Below are 15,104 nucleotides of genomic sequence, written 5' to 3'. Positions count from 1 at the left end.
TTAGAAATTAAGAAAGCCTCACATGTCTGACGAAAATCTGCAGCCCGTATTCCAAATTCAACGCGTTTATCTGAAAGATTTGTCGCTTGAACAGCCAAATTCCCCGGCGATCTTCCTGGAACAGCAAGCTCCTGCGATCGAAGTTTCTCTCGATGTTGGTTCCGAAAAATTGGCTGACGGTATTTTCGAAGCAACCGTGACAGTTACCGTGACTGCAAAAATCGCTGACAAAGTGGCATTCCTGGTCGAAGGCAAACAGGCAGGTATTTTCGAGGCGCGCAATATTCCGGAAGACCAGATCGATCCGCTGCTCGGCATCGGCTGCCCGAACATCATTTATCCTTACCTGCGTTCGAACGTGGCAGATGCCATTACCCGCGCCGGTTTCCCACCGATTCATCTGTCTGAAATCAATTTTGAAGCGTTCTACGCACAGCGTCTGCAACTCGCTGCGGAACAGGCAAAAACAGCAGAAGCAACTGCTGAAGCACCTGCCACGATTCAGTAATTGATCGTCCTTTGACGATATTCAGCGGGTGCAATAGTCTGCCGCTGAATACAACATCCCAACTGCCTACTATGCGTACACTGATTTCTGCCTGCATTCTGAGCGTAACGGCGCTGGTCGTTGTCGTACCGGCGCAGGCGCTGGAATTCCGCGCCGTTGGTGCCAATCCGGTCATCATGTACGACGCGCCCTCGCTCAAAGGTGGCAAGTTGTATATCGCCCCGCGCGGTATGCCGGTCGAGGTGGTGTTTACCTCGGGCGCCTGGAGCAAGGTGCGGGATATGACGGGCGATCTGAGCTGGGTCGAGTCGAAAGACCTGATTACCCGGCGCACACTGATCGTCCGGGTTGCCGGTGCCAGAATCCGCGCTTCTGCCGATGACAGTGCGGCACTGGTCTTCAGTGCCGACAAATTCGTGTTGCTGGACATGGCGGAACCTGCAGCGGGCGGCTGGGTCAAGGTCAGGCACCGTGACGGTCAGCTGGGGTATGTGAAGGCGAATGAAGTCTGGGGATTGTGACGGTATGCTGCTCCGGAGTGCATGGAGCGAGATTTGCCAGAGACAGAGGACAGCATGCTGTCCTCTTGTTGTATGTGGATACTCCTCCCTGAAAACTAGAAAAAAGCCTGATTGTCCCGATCAATACAGGGTTTTTTAATATACTGGGGGGAGTATATGGAATGCCAAAAATCAGGAAAGTAAAATCAATATGAATGTCAGCATATTGGGCGCAGGCGCCTGGGGAACCGCAGTGGCAATCGCACTGGCTGCCAAAAATCATGTCCTGATATGGGGCCGGAATCAGGCCGCGATCGCCGACATGCAGCTGCAGCGGCAAAATACCGTCTACCTGCCGGGTATCAGATTGCCTGAAAACCTGCAACTGACCTCCGATTTCTCTGAAGCCATGCATCACGTGGCGGCGGACGACAGCCTGCTGATCATTGCGACTTCGGTGTCGGGTTTGCGTCCGACTTTGCAGGCCTGCCTGCCGTATCAGCCGCATCGGGTGATCTGGCTGTGCAAAGGATTTGAAGAAGGCACGCAGTTGTTGCCGCATCAGGTCGCACGCAACATTCTGGGACAGGGTGCGGCGATCGGTGCTTTGTCCGGCCCGTCTTTTGCGCTGGAAGTGGCGCAAGGCTTACCTTGTGCGCTGACAATCGCCTCGGCATCGCCGGAACTCTGTCAGCGTGTGGTGCAGGCGCTGCACGGCAATGCGATCCGGGTGTATTCCAGTGACGATGTGGTCGGTGTGGAGGTGGGCGGTGCAGTCAAAAATATTCTGGCGATTGCGACCGGTGTGGCCGATGGTCTGGGTCTGGGACTGAATGCCCGTGCGGCACTGATGACCCGCGGTCTGGCGGAAATCAGCCGGCTCGGTGTGGCGCTGGGTGCGCGGGTGGAAACCCTGATGGGACTGACCGGCGTGGGCGATCTGATTCTGACCTGTACCGGAGATTTATCCCGCAACCGCAAGGTAGGTCTGGCGCTGGCGCAGGGTAAAAATCTGGACACCATTGTCAGCGAACTCGGTCATGTCGCAGAAGGTGTGCGCTGCGCGCAGGCCGTACGGACGCTGGCCGCCACACTGGGCGTGGATATGCCGATCACCAATGCTGTGGCTGGTGTCCTGTTTGACGGCGTGCCGGCGCGGGACATGATTGCGCGCCTGCTGGCACGCGATTCCAAACAGGAAAACCATTAAAAATCATTAACAGGTCGCCGGCAGTATCCGATAGATGTGCCGGATACTGTCATCAAAAAAACAGAGTGCTGTTTCCGTCGGTAGCAGAAAGCCTGCTTCAGAAATCGGTGGCAGCCATCAGAATCTGCAACAACGATTCCAGACCTTGCTGGTCTTCCGCGCTGAAACGATTGAGCTGAGGGCTGTCAATATCGAGTACGCCGAGCACCGCGCCGTCTTTCAGCAGCGGGATCACGATTTCCGAATTAGAAGCGCTGTCGCAGGCAATATGTCCCGGAAAAGCATGCACATCCGGCACCACCACAGTCCGTTTTTCGGCTGCTGCCGTGCCGCAGACGCCGCGTCCGAAAGGGATGCGGGTGCAGGCGACTTTACCCTGAAACGGGCCCAGCAATAACTCTTGCACCGGATTGCCGCCAGACTGGTTGCCTGGCACGGTCAGATAAAACCCCGCCCAGTTCAGATGGCTGAGACTGTGATAAATCAGGGCAGAAAACTGTGCCGTGTTGACGATCAGTCCCCGCTCATTGCCCAGAATGCTGCTGAGCTGCTTTCCCAGCAGGGCGTAATCAGGATGCGTGCTGGCGCTGGTCGTATCAAACATGATGCTTTTTACTCCGAAGTGAGGATGTGGCGGACGGAAAGGATTGCCCGGTTTCTGTTTCAGCAACCGGCGGCTCCGCCTGTACCGATGCCGTCGCAGTGCGGACAGTTGCGGAACGGAATAAGGGCGGGACGGTGATCCGTTTATTGCCCTGATTCCGGTTTGCCGGTATCTGCGATGGTTCAGTACGGAACTGCATGCGCTGCCGGGTTGCCAATGCCTTGTTTGCCATGATGCTTGTGCGGTTCCGGGAAAATCGTTACGTTGTTTTACAGCACATAACGCGACAAGTCTTCGTTCACCGACAAGGCGCCGAGCCGGGCATCGACATAAGCGGCATCAATGGTAACGGTATGGCCGCTGTTCTGATGCGCATCGAACGAGATTTCCTCCAGCAATTTTTCCATCACTGTGTACAGTCTGCGGGCGCCGATATTTTCGGTGGTTTCATTGACCGAAAACGCAATGCCAGCCAGTTTCTCTATGCCTTCCGGCGTAAAATCGATAGCGACCCCTTCAGTTGCCAGCAAGGCCTGGTATTGACGTGTCAGGCAAGCATCGGTGCTGGTCAGAATGCGCTCAAAGTCTGCGATGGACAGCGATTCCAGTTCCACGCGGATCGGAAAGCGGCCTTGCAGTTCCGGAATCAGGTCTGACGGTTTCGCCAGATGGAAAGCGCCGGAAGCAATAAACAGGATGTGATCGGTTTTGATCATGCCGTATTTTGTGTTCACGGTCGTGCCTTCCACCAGTGGCAGCAGGTCGCGTTGTACGCCGGCGCGGGATACTTCACCGCCGCCAACTTCGGAACGTGAGGCAATCTTGTCGATTTCATCCAGAAACACAATCCCGTTCTGTTCGACATTGCGGATCGCTTCCTGTTTCAGATCTTCCTCATTCACCAGTTTGGTGGCTTCTTCCTCGACCAGCAGTTTGAAGGCTTCGCGAATTTTCATCTTGCGCGATTTTTTGCGCCCGCTGCCCATACCGCTGAACATGGATTTGATCTGTTCGGTCATTTCTTCCATACCCGGCGGCGCCATGATTTCCATCTGCGGCAATGCTTCGGCGACTTCGATCTCGATTTCCTTGTCGTCCAGCGCGCCTTCGCGCAGGCGTTTGCGGAATGTCTGGCGGGTGGCATTGTCAGCTGCCGGCGGGGTTTCGCCTTCCGGGTGAATGCCAAAATCACGCGCCGGCGGCAGCAGGATGTCGAGGATGCGGTCTTCGGCGGCATCTTCGGCACGCAGACGGACCTTGCGGGTGGCGACTTCCCGGGTTTGTTTGATGCCGATGTCGATCAGGTCGCGGATAATCGTATCGACATCGCGGCCGACATAACCGACTTCTGTGAATTTAGTGGCTTCGATTTTGATGAATGGTGCGTCAGCCAGCTTGGCCAGCCGGCGCGCAATCTCAGTTTTGCCAACGCCGGTCGGGCCGATCATCAGAATGTTTTTCGGTGTGATTTCATGGCGCAACGGTTCCTGCACCTGCTGGCGTCGCCAGCGGTTACGCAAGGCAATAGCGACAGCGCGCTTGGCTTTGTCCTGACCGACAACATGTTTATCCAGTTCGGAAACGATTTCCTGTGGGGTCATATTCATCATATTCTTTCTACTTTGCTTCATCGCTATCCTGCTGAATGCGGCGACGAATTACCTTTATTCCAGTGTTTCTATTGTGTGGGACAGATTGGTATAAATGCACAGTTCACCGGCGATAGTCAGCGATTTTTTCACAATCTCGACCGCGGATAAATCCGTGTTTTCAAACAGGGCAATCGCAGCGGATTGCGCATAAGTCCCACCGGAGCCGATCGCACCGATGCCCTGATTCGGTTCCAGCACATCGCCATTGCCAGTAATGATGAGCGTACTGTCTTTATCGGCAACCAGCAGCATGGCTTCGAGGCGACGCAGCATGCGGTCAGTGCGCCAGTCCTTGGCCAGCTCGACCGATGCACGCATCAGATGTCCCTGATGTTTTTCGAGTTTGGATTCGAAGCGTTCAATCAGCGTGAAGGCATCTGCTGTCCCGCCGGCAAAACCGGCCAGCACTTTGTTGTGATACAGCTTGCGCACTTTGCGGGCCGTGCCTTTCATAACAATATTGCCAAGCGTGACCTGACCATCTCCGCCCAGCGCGACGCTGTTGCCGCGGCGAACGGTCAGAATGGTGGTGCCGTGAAATTGTTCCATAGAGTATCCCGTATTAAATTGAAGGATGTCCTGAGTTCTGTGCGGTCGTCGCGATGGTCTGGATGACAGGCATCTGCAGAAGATTTATGTTGGTGCTTACTAGCATTTAAATATTTGAAAAATAAAGAAGTATGGATTCGATTTTGCAAAACTAGAAGCTGAACGGGCAGATATGGACTCAGGTTGAATCCGGATGGCATAGAAAGTGGGGTGTGTTCCCGGATTTACAAGCAGGTTTGGGTAAGAGTCTGCAATGAAAGTGATTTATCTGACGACTGTGCAAGCTGTTAAGATGTGGATCATGCCGATTCAGAATTGGCGTCTGGCGTTGAATCGCTTTATGATTAAATTAAGTGAGCGAATTCAGAAATTCGCTCACTGATGAACCCCGTGACATTTAATGCAGAAACTTTTACAGGTTCATCAATTCAAACCCACCCACTTTGACAGATACACTTGTTTATTGTTCTGAAAAATAGAGATTTTTAATACCAATATTATTCTTTGAAAATCTTCAGTAAGGTCACAGCCGGAGATGCTGCACCAATTTTCCGGTCCGTTTTAGCTGCTTCAATCACTTCAATTAGCTGTTCATATTTGTCCGCTTGCCTGTCTTCCAAATTGGTCATATTCATACTCCATCGGGTAAAAGTCCGGAACTTTGCTGGCTCGTTGTAGAGAATTCGAGAATTTTTATGGCGTGGATCTTTTTCAATTTTCTTATAGAGAGCATTGAGCGTATCCAGCGGACCTTCTAATACCTGTAAAAACCAACCACCGTTATAAAATAGGCTACCCGTAACATCCATCGTTTGATTGTTATTTTTTGCTACTCTTAGTATTTCGTTCAACTCTATACTGGACATTTTTCTGGTTGCTTGACTGACGTAGACTAATTGATTGATAGACATTGCTTTCCTTCCTTAGTTGTTGAATTTTCTACCGTCCCGATGCTGCCAGGCCAATACAGGATACACCAATAACTTTCATCACGTTGTGCTCCGCGCGGCACTATCGATGAGCCTGATTTAGCGCCTCAGATAATTGCGATGTCCTAGCTATATCACTCGGGTGTGCAGGAATAATAACGGTTCCTGTCAGGACGCTGATTGTTACTTTCCAGCCGGTCAGGTGCTGATCGTGAGCGTTATCGCCGCCGTCATTATTTGCAGATATGTGGTAGATTGGTGAAGTATTGGATTGTTGGTGTCTGGAAATAACTATATGTCATGAAACTTAGCAGATGTGAATGACGGTTGCGCTGTATGGGAGCAAGTTATTTTATCCAAGCGCTTGTCTGGCTGAAATCAAATCGCGAATTGATTGCCGCCCTGCCGTTTTGATCGAAAAATAGGTCTCATATGAATTCGACGTTTCTTACTCGTAACAACCCGCCGTTTGCGGGCTGTCAAAAATGCAAAGATGATCAACCTCTCGGTTTTGATATTGCGTTCGCTTACCAACCAATCGTTGATCTGGATACGCGTTCCATCTACGCGCACGAAGCTTTGGTGCGTGGACCGAATGGCGAGTCTGCTTTTTCGGTTCTGTCCCAGGTAACGGACGCCAATCGTTATTTGTTCGACCAGGCATGCCGTGTACAAGCAATCCGAGGGGCTGCTGAACTGGGATTAAAGGAATTGCTGTCAATTAATTTTCTGCCCAACGCGGTCTATCAACCGGCGGCTTGTATTCGCAGCACTTTTGAAGCGGCGCAACGCTACCAATTTCCAATCGAGCGCATCATCTTCGAAGTAACCGAAGGGGAGCAGATTCAGGATCGGGCGCATCTGGTCAATATCTTTCGTGAATATAACCGCTTTGGTTTCCATACTGCGATTGACGACTTCGGCGCTGGTTATGCTGGTTTGGATCTGCTCGCGGAGTATCAGCCGGATATTATTAAAATCGATATGGAGTTGGTACGCGGCATCGATACCAGCAAACCCAGACAGGCAATCGTCAGTGGTATTGTTGCCATCTGTGCCGCGTTAAATGTACGCCTCTTGGCCGAAGGCATTGAGACCATTGCTGAGCGTGACTTCCTGCGCGATGCTGGTGTCAAATTAATGCAAGGGTATTTGTTTTGCAGACCGGCGTTTCGGGCGATCGGCGTCATTGATCCGATTGCTTGGAATTAAGCATCAATGACCATATTGTCGGTGGTTTGCAGACAATTTCCGAATTGATAAATTTTATTTTAAAGCAATATAGTTTGGCAGGTATGCACGCTGGAGTATGATATGAAATCAACTGCTATACCTAAGATTTTTTCCGATTTTCAAAGTGCCGGAGACTATGTTTTAGATTTTTTAAAGCAGCGTATAGATTTCGGGATTTGGATGATCACTCGTGCCGAAGGTGACGATTGGATCATTTTGCGAACTTCCGGCGAAGGCATCAATCCTGGTACGGTGTTGCGCTGGAGTGATTCAATATGCTCCGAAATGATAAAGGACAATGGGCCTCACATCGCTCCAGATATCTCTGCAGTAGCAGCTTATGCGGATAAACCGATAATACGTCAGTTTCCGATACAAGCATACATTGGCGTGCCGCTTACGCTCGCTGACGGCAGTACATTCGGAACCCTGTGCGCGATAGATTCACGTCCTCAATCCTCCGAAATTGTGAACGAAACTCCCTTGATCGAATTAATGGGAGCTTTTCTCAGTACGATTTTGACCGACGAGCTCAAACTAGCGGAACAGAAGCGTCAAAGTGAGCGATTACAATTGGAAGCCTACACAGATGCGCTGACAGGATTAGCGAACCGACGAGCTTGGAATCAGTTTTTGCTCGGCGAAGAAGATCGCTGTAAACGATATGGTCATTCGGCCGCCGTTTTTTCTATAGACCTCGATGATCTGAAGCGCGTCAACGACATCGATGGGCATGCTAACGGCGATATCTTGTTGCAATCGACGGCGCAAGCGTTACGATCGGCAACACGCGAGGTAGACATGATTGCCCGGTTGGGGGGAGATGAGTTCGGGATAATCGCGATTGAATGTGATCAGACCGGTGCTCTTTTACTACGGCAACGCTTGCTCACAAGCTTAGCGGAACGAGGGGTACGAGCCTCTGTGGGAATGGCAATGCGTAACCATTTGCACGGCTTGACTGAGGCTTGGGAGCTCGCAGATCAAAATATGTATAGTTTCAAGCGGAGCCGATCCAGCGCTACGCTGGTCGATGCAAAGGCAAAGTAACCTTACCTCTTGTCGCATCAAGCATTTTCTGAGAGTCGCGAAGAAATATAAAGAACTGTACAGAAAGTTCCTGTCGTATATCCATCGCGTTTTTACTTATTTCTGGCTAGCTTAAATATTAACTGCTCTCAGTGCTTGCGCAGGGAAATGCTGGCGATATTTTTCAGACCCATCGCGTTAAACAGCATCATCACCAGATAATTTACTTCTTCAAAACGGATGGATTTACCCGGTTTGCTGACTATCGGCGCCAGGCCGCTCAGTAATTCCGCGGATGCACTGAATTCAACCCGCTTCAATTTGCTGCAGTCGATGATCAGCATCGACTGATGTGCTGCTTTTTCTGCAATATCTTTGATCAGCGGATCAACACCGGATTCGACTACCGCCGGCATCATAAACCGGTCTGAAGGTAAGTCGTCGTCTGCATTGAGCAGTTCCGGGAATGCGCTGGTCACATTCATTTTCGGTGCTTCAAACGAAGGGGGTGACACTTCGAAGGTAATACAGTAATCGATGCTGGCTTCTTCAAATGCATTCTGGAAATGCAGCAATTGCAGGATTTCCAGCAGTAGCAGCCAGGGTGCCTCGGTTTCATCGCGGCGGCCGACTTGCAGTATGGCGCGGATTTTTTCTGCCAGATCCTGAGCGCCCACCAGCATCAGGTCGTGCCGGGTTTTTCTCAGATTTTTCAGAGAGCGCAACAGCAGTCCGCAACCGACCGGATCAACCTCTTTGACACGGGAAAAGTCGAGCCGCAACGTATCGGTTTTTGTGCTGGCTTCGCGCATTTTCGCTAAAACCTTGACGATGCCATTGTCGAGCTTGTTGGGAAAAATAATACTGGGCGTTGCGACATTACCGGCAACTTTTTCCTGCTGTTCATCATTCTGGTCTTCCGGCCAGAGCGGTGGCGAAGTCTCAAATTTATTGGCGTAATCCAGCGACAGACTTTCAAATTTATACTGGTTATTGGTAATACGGTATAAATCGAATAACATCTGCCAGCCAATCTCAGTTGCCAGTCCCAGTTGCTGATGATGTACTGCCGCGTCCAGCATCTGTTCGGCGACTTCTGTCTGACCGCTTGCAAACAGGATCGCGGCTTCTTCCAGCACCGGCACCGATTCGCTGTAGGCCAGCGCAGCTTTGGGAATTTCCGTATTCTGACCCAGCAGATAATCTGCCGGCATGGTCATTGGCATCGTAGAGGCGAAGGCCGGTACATCCGCATGTACATTTAGCGGCTGCGTGTCGGCTGATAGTCCTTGCTGAGTGTTTGCTGCGGTATCCGGTTTATTCCGGACAGGTACCCGGGTCTTGACAATATCGCGCGACATCTCGAACTCGATCGCGTCAATCTTACGCTCGGTGGCACGTGCGACATGGCGCTGGGCAATAACAGAATTACTGAAAACCTCGCTGTTTTGGAAGCCAGTGATGACGGTATTTCCGGATTGCGAACGAGTTTTCTTAGAAGAAGATTTCTCTGTGGAATGATCTTCTTTTTTGCCACCTTTTTTGTTGAAAAGAGAGAAAATCCCCACGCTATTCCCAAGAAATTACATTAATGCGCAAACAAACACTGATGGGTTTTAAGTATATTCTGAATTCAGGGTGAATGGGGAGCCTGTCCGCAGAATGTAATACGGATTTTACTTAAAATAAAAACAAATTGAATGCTGATGCCAGAAAAAGGGTGGAACTTTTGATCAGATCAATGAAAATGGGAGGAGTTGCTCCTCCCACTGTGAATTGTAAATATTTCTTTCCAGTTCGTTATTACATTTAGTAACAACTTTGCCGCTTTAAAACCCGACCCTGACCCCGGCAATCACGTTTCTTCCGGGCTGCGGGACCGTTTCTCTGAGGATTGATGTGGAGAGCCGGATATCCTGATTCAACAGGTTTTTGGCCATCAGGAACCAGGTCACCTGGCTGCGCGCGTATGGATGCGAGTAGCTGAGGCTGGCATCGACCCTGGTGTAAGACGGGGTGACGAAACTCTCAAAACTGGCGAGCCGGTCCTGCTGGCTGGCATGCAGGATATTCAGGCCGGTACGCCAGCCATTCATTTTATAGCCGAGGTCGATACCGGTGCGCACTGCCGGTTGCAGCGGCAGATTGCCGATGTCTGTCAGCGTGCCGCGTGACAGGTCGGCAAAGACGCGGGCAGAAAAACCTTCCCCGGTATGGTTATAGCTGATTTCCGCTTCACCGCCGTGAATCTGTGCCGAGGCCTGCGACCAGTAACGCTGGGTAAATTCACCGTCTGCTACCGCCATACCTTCGGCATTGACCTTGGTGCCATCGGTATGACCGTAGGTATAATTATTAATCTGATTCAGGAATGCATTGATCTTCCAGCGCAGCAGGCCGTTTGTTTTTTGCAGGCTGAATTCGAGATTGTGCGAACTCTCTTTTTTCATATTTGGATTACCGATATCGAAGGTCGCGGTTGATTCATGCGGACCTTCGGAATACAGTTCTTCCGTTGCCGGGGCGCGTTGCGCCAGCGACAGGCTGAGTCCGGCGCTGTAGCCGGGAGTAAATTCCCACAAACCACCGGCAGAAGCAGAATACAGGCTAAAACTCCTGCCCGGCAGATTGCTGGCAGCGTCCGGCGTGCGGCTCATATTTTCCAGCCGCAGGCCTGCGCTGCCAAGAACAGAACCAAACTGGCGCTGTTCCAGTACAAACGCGGCAACTGAACTGGACCGGGTTTGCGGCACGGTATCTGCGCGACCGGTGGCTGCCGACAAAGCGGAAAAGCGTACCTGCTCTGTCTGTAATCCCCAGCTGCCCTGCCAGCCTGCCCATGCAGGGTGATTCAGTACCAGGCGGCTTTCCAGCATTTTATTTTTGAAATAAGTGGCCGGTGTGCCATTTTCGGCATTTTCGGTGTGTTGATAATCTGTGCCGCTGAGTTTTAATTGCAGGCTGTCAAATCCCGCCAGCGGCGATTTCAGCAGACCTTCCAGATCCAGCCGGTTTTGTTTCAGGTCGATATACGATTTTTCCGCGGTGGGAATACCGTAATGGTCATTCAGATTTTGTACTGCTGCACCCAGATAACCCCATTGCTCGATGAGGGATGCGCCCAAGCTCAGGCTATGTTCACGGGTAAAACTGGATGGCAATCTGCCGGTGGCAGAGGTGCTGTCGTTCAGGCTGGCATTACCCGGAATCTGGTAGTTGCCAGTTTCCCGGTTGTTGCCATCGACATGCAGACCAATGTTACCGCTGGAGCCGTCGATCGAAAAAGAAGCTCCTTTTTCCTGATTGACGCTGCCGCTGCGCAATTCGGCTTCACCGCTCCATTGCTTGTTCAGCACGGTCGGGATCCGGTTATCAATCACATTCACCAGTCCGCCGATGGCGCCACTGCCATACAGCAGTGCTGCCGGACCGCGCAGGATTTCGATTTGCTGCGCAGTCGCACTTTCGCTGGCGACCGCATGATCATTGGACAGGCTGGAAATATCCGCCACGCTCATGCCGTTTTGCAGGATTTTGACGCGCGGCCCTTCCAGGCCGCGGATAATCGGTCGGGACGCACCAGCTCCGAAGCCGGAAGCGGAGACACCCAGCTCACCTCCCAGTGTGTCCCCCAGAGATGTGCCGATTTTGGCGCGCAGCTCGGGGCCTGCCAGAATTTTTGCCGGTGTTAATACCTGCATATCTTCATCATTTCCCAATGGATTGGAAGAGACGGTCACAGTGCTGATTGCCTGCGCAAACGTGGAGGAGTGGGCGCAGGTCAGCGCCGAAAGGATGGCCATCGCCATCGCAGTACGTTGAAAAGACATAAGAATTCCTGAAACACAAAAAATAACAAACACGGATGACGATGACCGGCTGTTGCACAGTCATCGATACCAGAAAGCGCCAGCCGTGCCGGCGATGATTGCAGTTCAGGAAAGTGGTGGTGCGCGCGGAGAAAAGGCCGGAATCAGTTCTGCCAGCCAGACCAGGAAGGATTCGGGGATGGCGTCAAACCGTGCTTTGGAAACGGCTGGCAGCGAAGGGATGACTGCCTGCAGATAATCTGCGCTGACAGTGGCATCAAACAGTGCGCATGAGTGCAGCACGCTTTCGTCATTGTCTGCCTGACCGGATTGCCAGAACGAAAAAACCGGATTCTCGGTACTGATGCTGATCCGGGTTTTACCACCAGCCCAGCCGACGTGAGACAGTTTGTGCGATAAGCCGACCCACTGTGCCAGCAGCAGCGCAGGCAGCAGCAAACAAAGCAGCCAGTGGCGTGCCTGTTTGGAGCGGAGCGGGGCGGACAGTTTCATGTAGTCGGTAATCTCAGGAATAATCGTTTTTATATCGCAAACCAGGTGCCGCCATTGATGCTGGTTGATTCACCATAATGTGTGAAAAACTGTGGTGAAAAGCCAACGTCTGCCTGATTGTAATCAGAACAGCATGGCAGGGCACAGGCGCATCTGACCGGAATGATCGTGGTAAAGTTCCATCAATTGCAACAAAATTGCAGTTTTCAGCGTGAAAAAAGCGTGCAGATCATGAGCACGCTTTTTCAGTGTAACGCGTCGATATGACAGCCGGATTAATCGCCGTAGAGTTTCTGTTTCATTTCACGCCGTTGCTGCGCTTCCAGTGACAGCGTGGCTGTCGGGCGAGCCAGGAGGCGTGGTACGCCGATCGGTTCCCCGGTTTCTTCACACCAGCCGTAGTCGCCTTCATCAATACTGATAATGGCTTGCTGTACTTTCTTCAGCAATTTCCGTTCACGATCACGGGTACGTAATTCGAGCGCATGCTCTTCCTCAATCGTCGCACGGTCTGCGGGATCGGGCACCAGCACGGTTTCACGGAGATGCTCGGTTGTTTCGTCGGCATTCTTCAGCAAATCTTTTTCAAGCTGCTGCAAACGGGCTTTGAAAAAAGCCAGTTGGGCAGCGTTCATATAGTCCTTCTCACTCATGGCAAGGATTTGTTCCTCGGTGAGCAGAGCTTCGGGGGCGCTGACTGTAGCAGTCGATTTAGGTGATTTAGTTGCCACTTCGCTTACTTTCGATACAACGGGTTAATACGTAGAAAATATCCGTCACGGTTTGGTGCGCAGATGATGATCCTCCCCTTACTTATACCGGCTGATCTGTGGCGTGTTGCCTGACGGATCAACCTGATATCAGTAGCCCGATAGTTTATACCAAACAATGCTCCAAACCTTGAATAAATATGTCTTTTGGTAAATTTTTGCCAATAAACACCATTTTGCTTTCTCTAGTTTCGTTTTCTGCCCACGCAACGCCGATATCCGTACCCATAATCTGGTGAACACCCTGAAAAATTACCTTGCGGTCGGCGCCCTCCATATACAGCACACCTTTATAGCGCAACATGCGCGGACCGAATACCTGCACCAGCCCGCCAAGGAATTCATCCAGCTGCCCGGTGTTGAACGGGCGTGTGCTTTTAAACGTGAATGCGGCGATCTCATCGGAATGGTGCGGATGGTGATGGTCGTGTGCGTGATCGTGGGTGTGATGTGCTTGATCACAGTGTTCGTCACAGTGTTCGTCATGCTCGTGGGATGCCTGTTCCTGTTGTTCCGCCTGCAGGAAATCCGGGTCCAGCTCCAGTTTGGCATTCAGGTGAAAGCCTTTCAGATCCAGCACTTCAGCAATTGCAATCTTGCCGAAATCGGCGATGGCCACCGGCGCTCTGGGATTGATGCGACTTAAGCGGGTGCGTAATGCCGCCACCTCGGCAGGCATCACCAGATCGGTTTTGGACAGCAGGATTTTATCGGCGAAACCGACCTGACGTTGCGCTTCTTCATGGGCATCCAGCTGTTGCATGGCATGTCGCGCATCTACCACGGTGACGACGGCATCCAGCATGTAATGCAAGCCGATTTCTTCATCCACAAAAAAGGTCTGGGCTACCGGGCCGGGGTTGGCCAGGCCGGTGGTCTCAATCACGATGCGGTCAAAATGAATTTTCCCTTCATTTTTTTGCTGGATCAGCCGGCTCAGGGCGATGATCAGGTCGCCGCGCACGGTGCAGCAGATACAGCCGTTATTCATTTCGACGATTTGCTCGTTACTGTCCTGCACCAGGATTTCATTATCGATGTTTTCCTGGCCGAATTCATTTTCAATCACCGCAATCTGATAGCCATGATTTTCCTGCAGGATGCGGTTAAGTAATGTGGTTTTTCCTGCGCCGAGAAAGCCGGTGAGGATGGTGGTAGGTATCAATGCCATAACGATCTGTGAAAAATTAATGGGAACAATCCGGGCACCAGCCCTTGATGGTCAGCTCAATGTCGTGACTCTGGAAACCCTGCCCGAGTGCGCTTTCCAGGTTGATCTGCAATTGCCGGCGCAGCGCTGCCGGCTGCTGCGTATCCTGCATGCAGAATACTTTGGCGCAGCGTGTGCATTTGAAATGCCCGTGCTGATGCTGGCTGCTGCTGTGCTTGTTGCCGTTAATCTGTTCGTGGCCGATGCTGTAACGGAATACCCTGTCATCGCCGGAAATTTTGTGTGCCAGGCGGGCATCGGTCAGACAGTCAAGCGCCCGGTACAGCGTGACGCGATCCATGTCCGGCAGGGCATCCTGCACGTCCAGATGCGTTAAGGCGCGCTGGCTGTACAGCAGGACACCCAGCACTTTTTGCCGGGCTCCGGTTGGGCGCACGCCGGCGTCGCGCAGCAGGTCAGCGGCAGATAACAGGTGTAAATCAGCAGGCATGAATCATTCACAGACAAGTCGCTGGAATGGCTATTATGCCTGAAAATGCAATTCAGTTGCAAAACTATGTATTGCCTAGGTACTGAGGCAGCCGGTTATCGGCGAACCGGTGAATTCCGGTTCTGAAAAAAAAAGCG

The 15,104-nt window shown here is 51.8% G+C and carries 16 protein-coding genes; 5 read left to right on the top strand and 11 right to left on the bottom strand.

Annotation, left to right across the window (positions count from 1 at the left end):
- The first annotated feature begins 22 nt into the window (after positions 1–22).
- The 3 genes from secB (at position 23) to HV832_RS01100 (ending at position 2,218) form a co-directional block, all read left to right on the top strand.
- Entirely contained in the window at positions 23–508 is a 486-nt protein-coding gene (gene secB, locus HV832_RS01110) for a protein-export chaperone SecB (protein WP_176801700.1), read from the top strand.
- 71 nt (positions 509–579) lie between these two features.
- Complete coding sequence (locus HV832_RS01105) at positions 580–1,029, top strand: SH3 domain-containing protein (protein WP_176801699.1); 450 nt, start codon at positions 580–582, stop codon at positions 1,027–1,029.
- Between the two features lie 190 nt (positions 1,030–1,219).
- Complete coding sequence (locus HV832_RS01100) at positions 1,220–2,218, top strand: NAD(P)H-dependent glycerol-3-phosphate dehydrogenase (RefSeq protein ID WP_176801698.1); 999 nt, start codon at positions 1,220–1,222, stop codon at positions 2,216–2,218.
- Positions 2,219–2,315: 97 nt separating this feature from the next.
- Here HV832_RS01100 and HV832_RS01095 read toward each other — a convergent pair whose 3' ends face one another.
- The 5 genes from HV832_RS01095 to HV832_RS01075 form a co-directional block, all read right to left on the bottom strand.
- Positions 2,316–2,822 (bottom strand): GAF domain-containing protein, encoded by a 507-nt coding sequence (locus HV832_RS01095; protein ID WP_176801697.1) that lies wholly within the window; start codon positions 2,820–2,822, stop codon positions 2,316–2,318.
- Entirely contained in the window at positions 2,815–3,054 is a 240-nt protein-coding gene (locus HV832_RS01090) for a hypothetical protein (RefSeq protein ID WP_176801696.1), read from the bottom strand. Before HV832_RS01090 ends, HV832_RS01095 begins: the two co-directional genes overlap by 8 nt.
- Before the next feature lie 37 nt (positions 3,055–3,091).
- Entirely contained in the window at positions 3,092–4,429 is a 1,338-nt protein-coding gene (hslU, locus tag HV832_RS01085; RefSeq protein WP_176802074.1) for an ATP-dependent protease ATPase subunit HslU, read from the bottom strand.
- A 57-nt stretch (positions 4,430–4,486) separates the two neighbouring features.
- A complete protein-coding gene (gene hslV / locus HV832_RS01080) occupies positions 4,487–5,023 on the bottom strand; it encodes an ATP-dependent protease subunit HslV (RefSeq protein ID WP_176801695.1) in 537 nt (178 codons plus the stop codon).
- A gap of 497 nt (positions 5,024–5,520) precedes the next feature.
- Positions 5,521–5,934 carry a BLUF domain-containing protein gene (locus HV832_RS01075; RefSeq protein WP_176801694.1) on the bottom strand — a complete coding sequence of 138 codons (414 nt, stop codon included), beginning with the start codon at positions 5,932–5,934 and terminating at the stop codon, positions 5,521–5,523.
- 450 nt (positions 5,935–6,384) lie between these two features.
- On the opposite strand from HV832_RS01075, the gene HV832_RS01070 reads away from it, so the two are divergent.
- Positions 6,385–7,164: an EAL domain-containing protein gene (locus HV832_RS01070; RefSeq protein ID WP_176801693.1), complete on the top strand. Its 780-nt coding sequence runs from the start codon at positions 6,385–6,387 to the stop codon at positions 7,162–7,164.
- Positions 7,165–7,266: 102 nt separating this feature from the next.
- Positions 7,267–8,235, top strand: coding sequence for a sensor domain-containing diguanylate cyclase (locus HV832_RS01065; RefSeq protein ID WP_176801692.1), 969 nt, complete (start codon positions 7,267–7,269; stop codon positions 8,233–8,235).
- Between the two features lie 128 nt (positions 8,236–8,363).
- On the opposite strand, the gene HV832_RS01060 is transcribed toward HV832_RS01065, so the two are convergent.
- From HV832_RS01060 to HV832_RS01035, 6 genes are all read right to left on the bottom strand, one after another.
- A complete protein-coding gene (locus HV832_RS01060) occupies positions 8,364–9,782 on the bottom strand; it encodes an STAS domain-containing protein (RefSeq protein ID WP_176801691.1) in 1,419 nt (472 codons plus the stop codon).
- Positions 9,783–10,043: 261 nt separating this feature from the next.
- Positions 10,044–12,044, bottom strand: coding sequence for a TonB-dependent receptor (locus HV832_RS01055; RefSeq protein WP_176801690.1), 2,001 nt, complete (start codon positions 12,042–12,044; stop codon positions 10,044–10,046).
- 105 nt (positions 12,045–12,149) lie between these two features.
- Positions 12,150–12,536, bottom strand: a complete 387-nt coding sequence (locus HV832_RS01050) for a hypothetical protein (protein WP_176801689.1) — start codon at positions 12,534–12,536, stop codon at positions 12,150–12,152.
- A 275-nt stretch (positions 12,537–12,811) separates the two neighbouring features.
- On the bottom strand, positions 12,812–13,216 hold the full coding sequence (gene dksA, locus HV832_RS01045; protein WP_176802073.1) for an RNA polymerase-binding protein DksA: 405 nt from the start codon (positions 13,214–13,216) through the stop codon (positions 12,812–12,814).
- A gap of 196 nt (positions 13,217–13,412) precedes the next feature.
- The gene (locus HV832_RS01040) at positions 13,413–14,477 is read right to left on the bottom strand and encodes a CobW family GTP-binding protein (RefSeq protein ID WP_176801688.1); all 1,065 of its coding nucleotides are present in this window, start codon (positions 14,475–14,477) and stop codon (positions 13,413–13,415) included.
- Positions 14,478–14,493: 16 nt separating this feature from the next.
- Positions 14,494–14,967, bottom strand: coding sequence for a Fur family transcriptional regulator (locus HV832_RS01035; RefSeq protein WP_176801687.1), 474 nt, complete (start codon positions 14,965–14,967; stop codon positions 14,494–14,496).
- Between the last annotated feature and the right edge of the window lie 137 nt (positions 14,968–15,104).

Source organism: Cognatundibacterium oligocarboniphilum (assembly GCF_013377855.1).
Classification (GTDB): domain Bacteria; phylum Pseudomonadota; class Gammaproteobacteria; order Burkholderiales; family Burkholderiaceae_D; genus Undibacterium; species Undibacterium oligocarboniphilum.
The sequence above is the reverse complement of the archived record's forward strand: the minus strand, read 5'-3'. Positions and strand labels throughout refer to the sequence as shown.

Excerpts from the sequence above, each read along its gene's own strand:
- secB (WP_176801700.1), top strand. The coding sequence starts at position 23 with ATGTCTGACGAAAATCTGCAGCCCGTATTCCAAATTCAACGCGTTTAT.
- HV832_RS01105 (WP_176801699.1), top strand. The coding sequence starts at position 580 with ATGCGTACACTGATTTCTGCCTGCATTCTGAGCGTAACGGCGCTGGTC.
- HV832_RS01100 (WP_176801698.1), top strand. The coding sequence starts at position 1,220 with ATGAATGTCAGCATATTGGGCGCAGGCGCCTGGGGAACCGCAGTGGCA.
- HV832_RS01095 (WP_176801697.1), bottom strand. The coding sequence starts at position 2,822 with ATGTTTGATACGACCAGCGCCAGCACGCATCCTGATTACGCCCTGCTG.
- HV832_RS01090 (WP_176801696.1), bottom strand. The coding sequence starts at position 3,054 with ATGGCAAACAAGGCATTGGCAACCCGGCAGCGCATGCAGTTCCGTACT.
- hslU (WP_176802074.1), bottom strand. The coding sequence starts at position 4,429 with ATGAATATGACCCCACAGGAAATCGTTTCCGAACTGGATAAACATGTT.
- hslV (WP_176801695.1), bottom strand. The coding sequence starts at position 5,023 with ATGGAACAATTTCACGGCACCACCATTCTGACCGTTCGCCGCGGCAAC.
- HV832_RS01075 (WP_176801694.1), bottom strand. The coding sequence starts at position 5,934 with ATGTCTATCAATCAATTAGTCTACGTCAGTCAAGCAACCAGAAAAATG.
- HV832_RS01070 (WP_176801693.1), top strand. The coding sequence starts at position 6,385 with ATGAATTCGACGTTTCTTACTCGTAACAACCCGCCGTTTGCGGGCTGT.
- HV832_RS01065 (WP_176801692.1), top strand. The coding sequence starts at position 7,267 with ATGAAATCAACTGCTATACCTAAGATTTTTTCCGATTTTCAAAGTGCC.
- HV832_RS01055 (WP_176801690.1), bottom strand. The coding sequence starts at position 12,044 with ATGTCTTTTCAACGTACTGCGATGGCGATGGCCATCCTTTCGGCGCTG.
- HV832_RS01050 (WP_176801689.1), bottom strand. The coding sequence starts at position 12,536 with ATGAAACTGTCCGCCCCGCTCCGCTCCAAACAGGCACGCCACTGGCTG.
- HV832_RS01040 (WP_176801688.1), bottom strand. The coding sequence starts at position 14,477 with ATGGCATTGATACCTACCACCATCCTCACCGGCTTTCTCGGCGCAGGA.
- HV832_RS01035 (WP_176801687.1), bottom strand. The coding sequence starts at position 14,967 with ATGCCTGCTGATTTACACCTGTTATCTGCCGCTGACCTGCTGCGCGAC.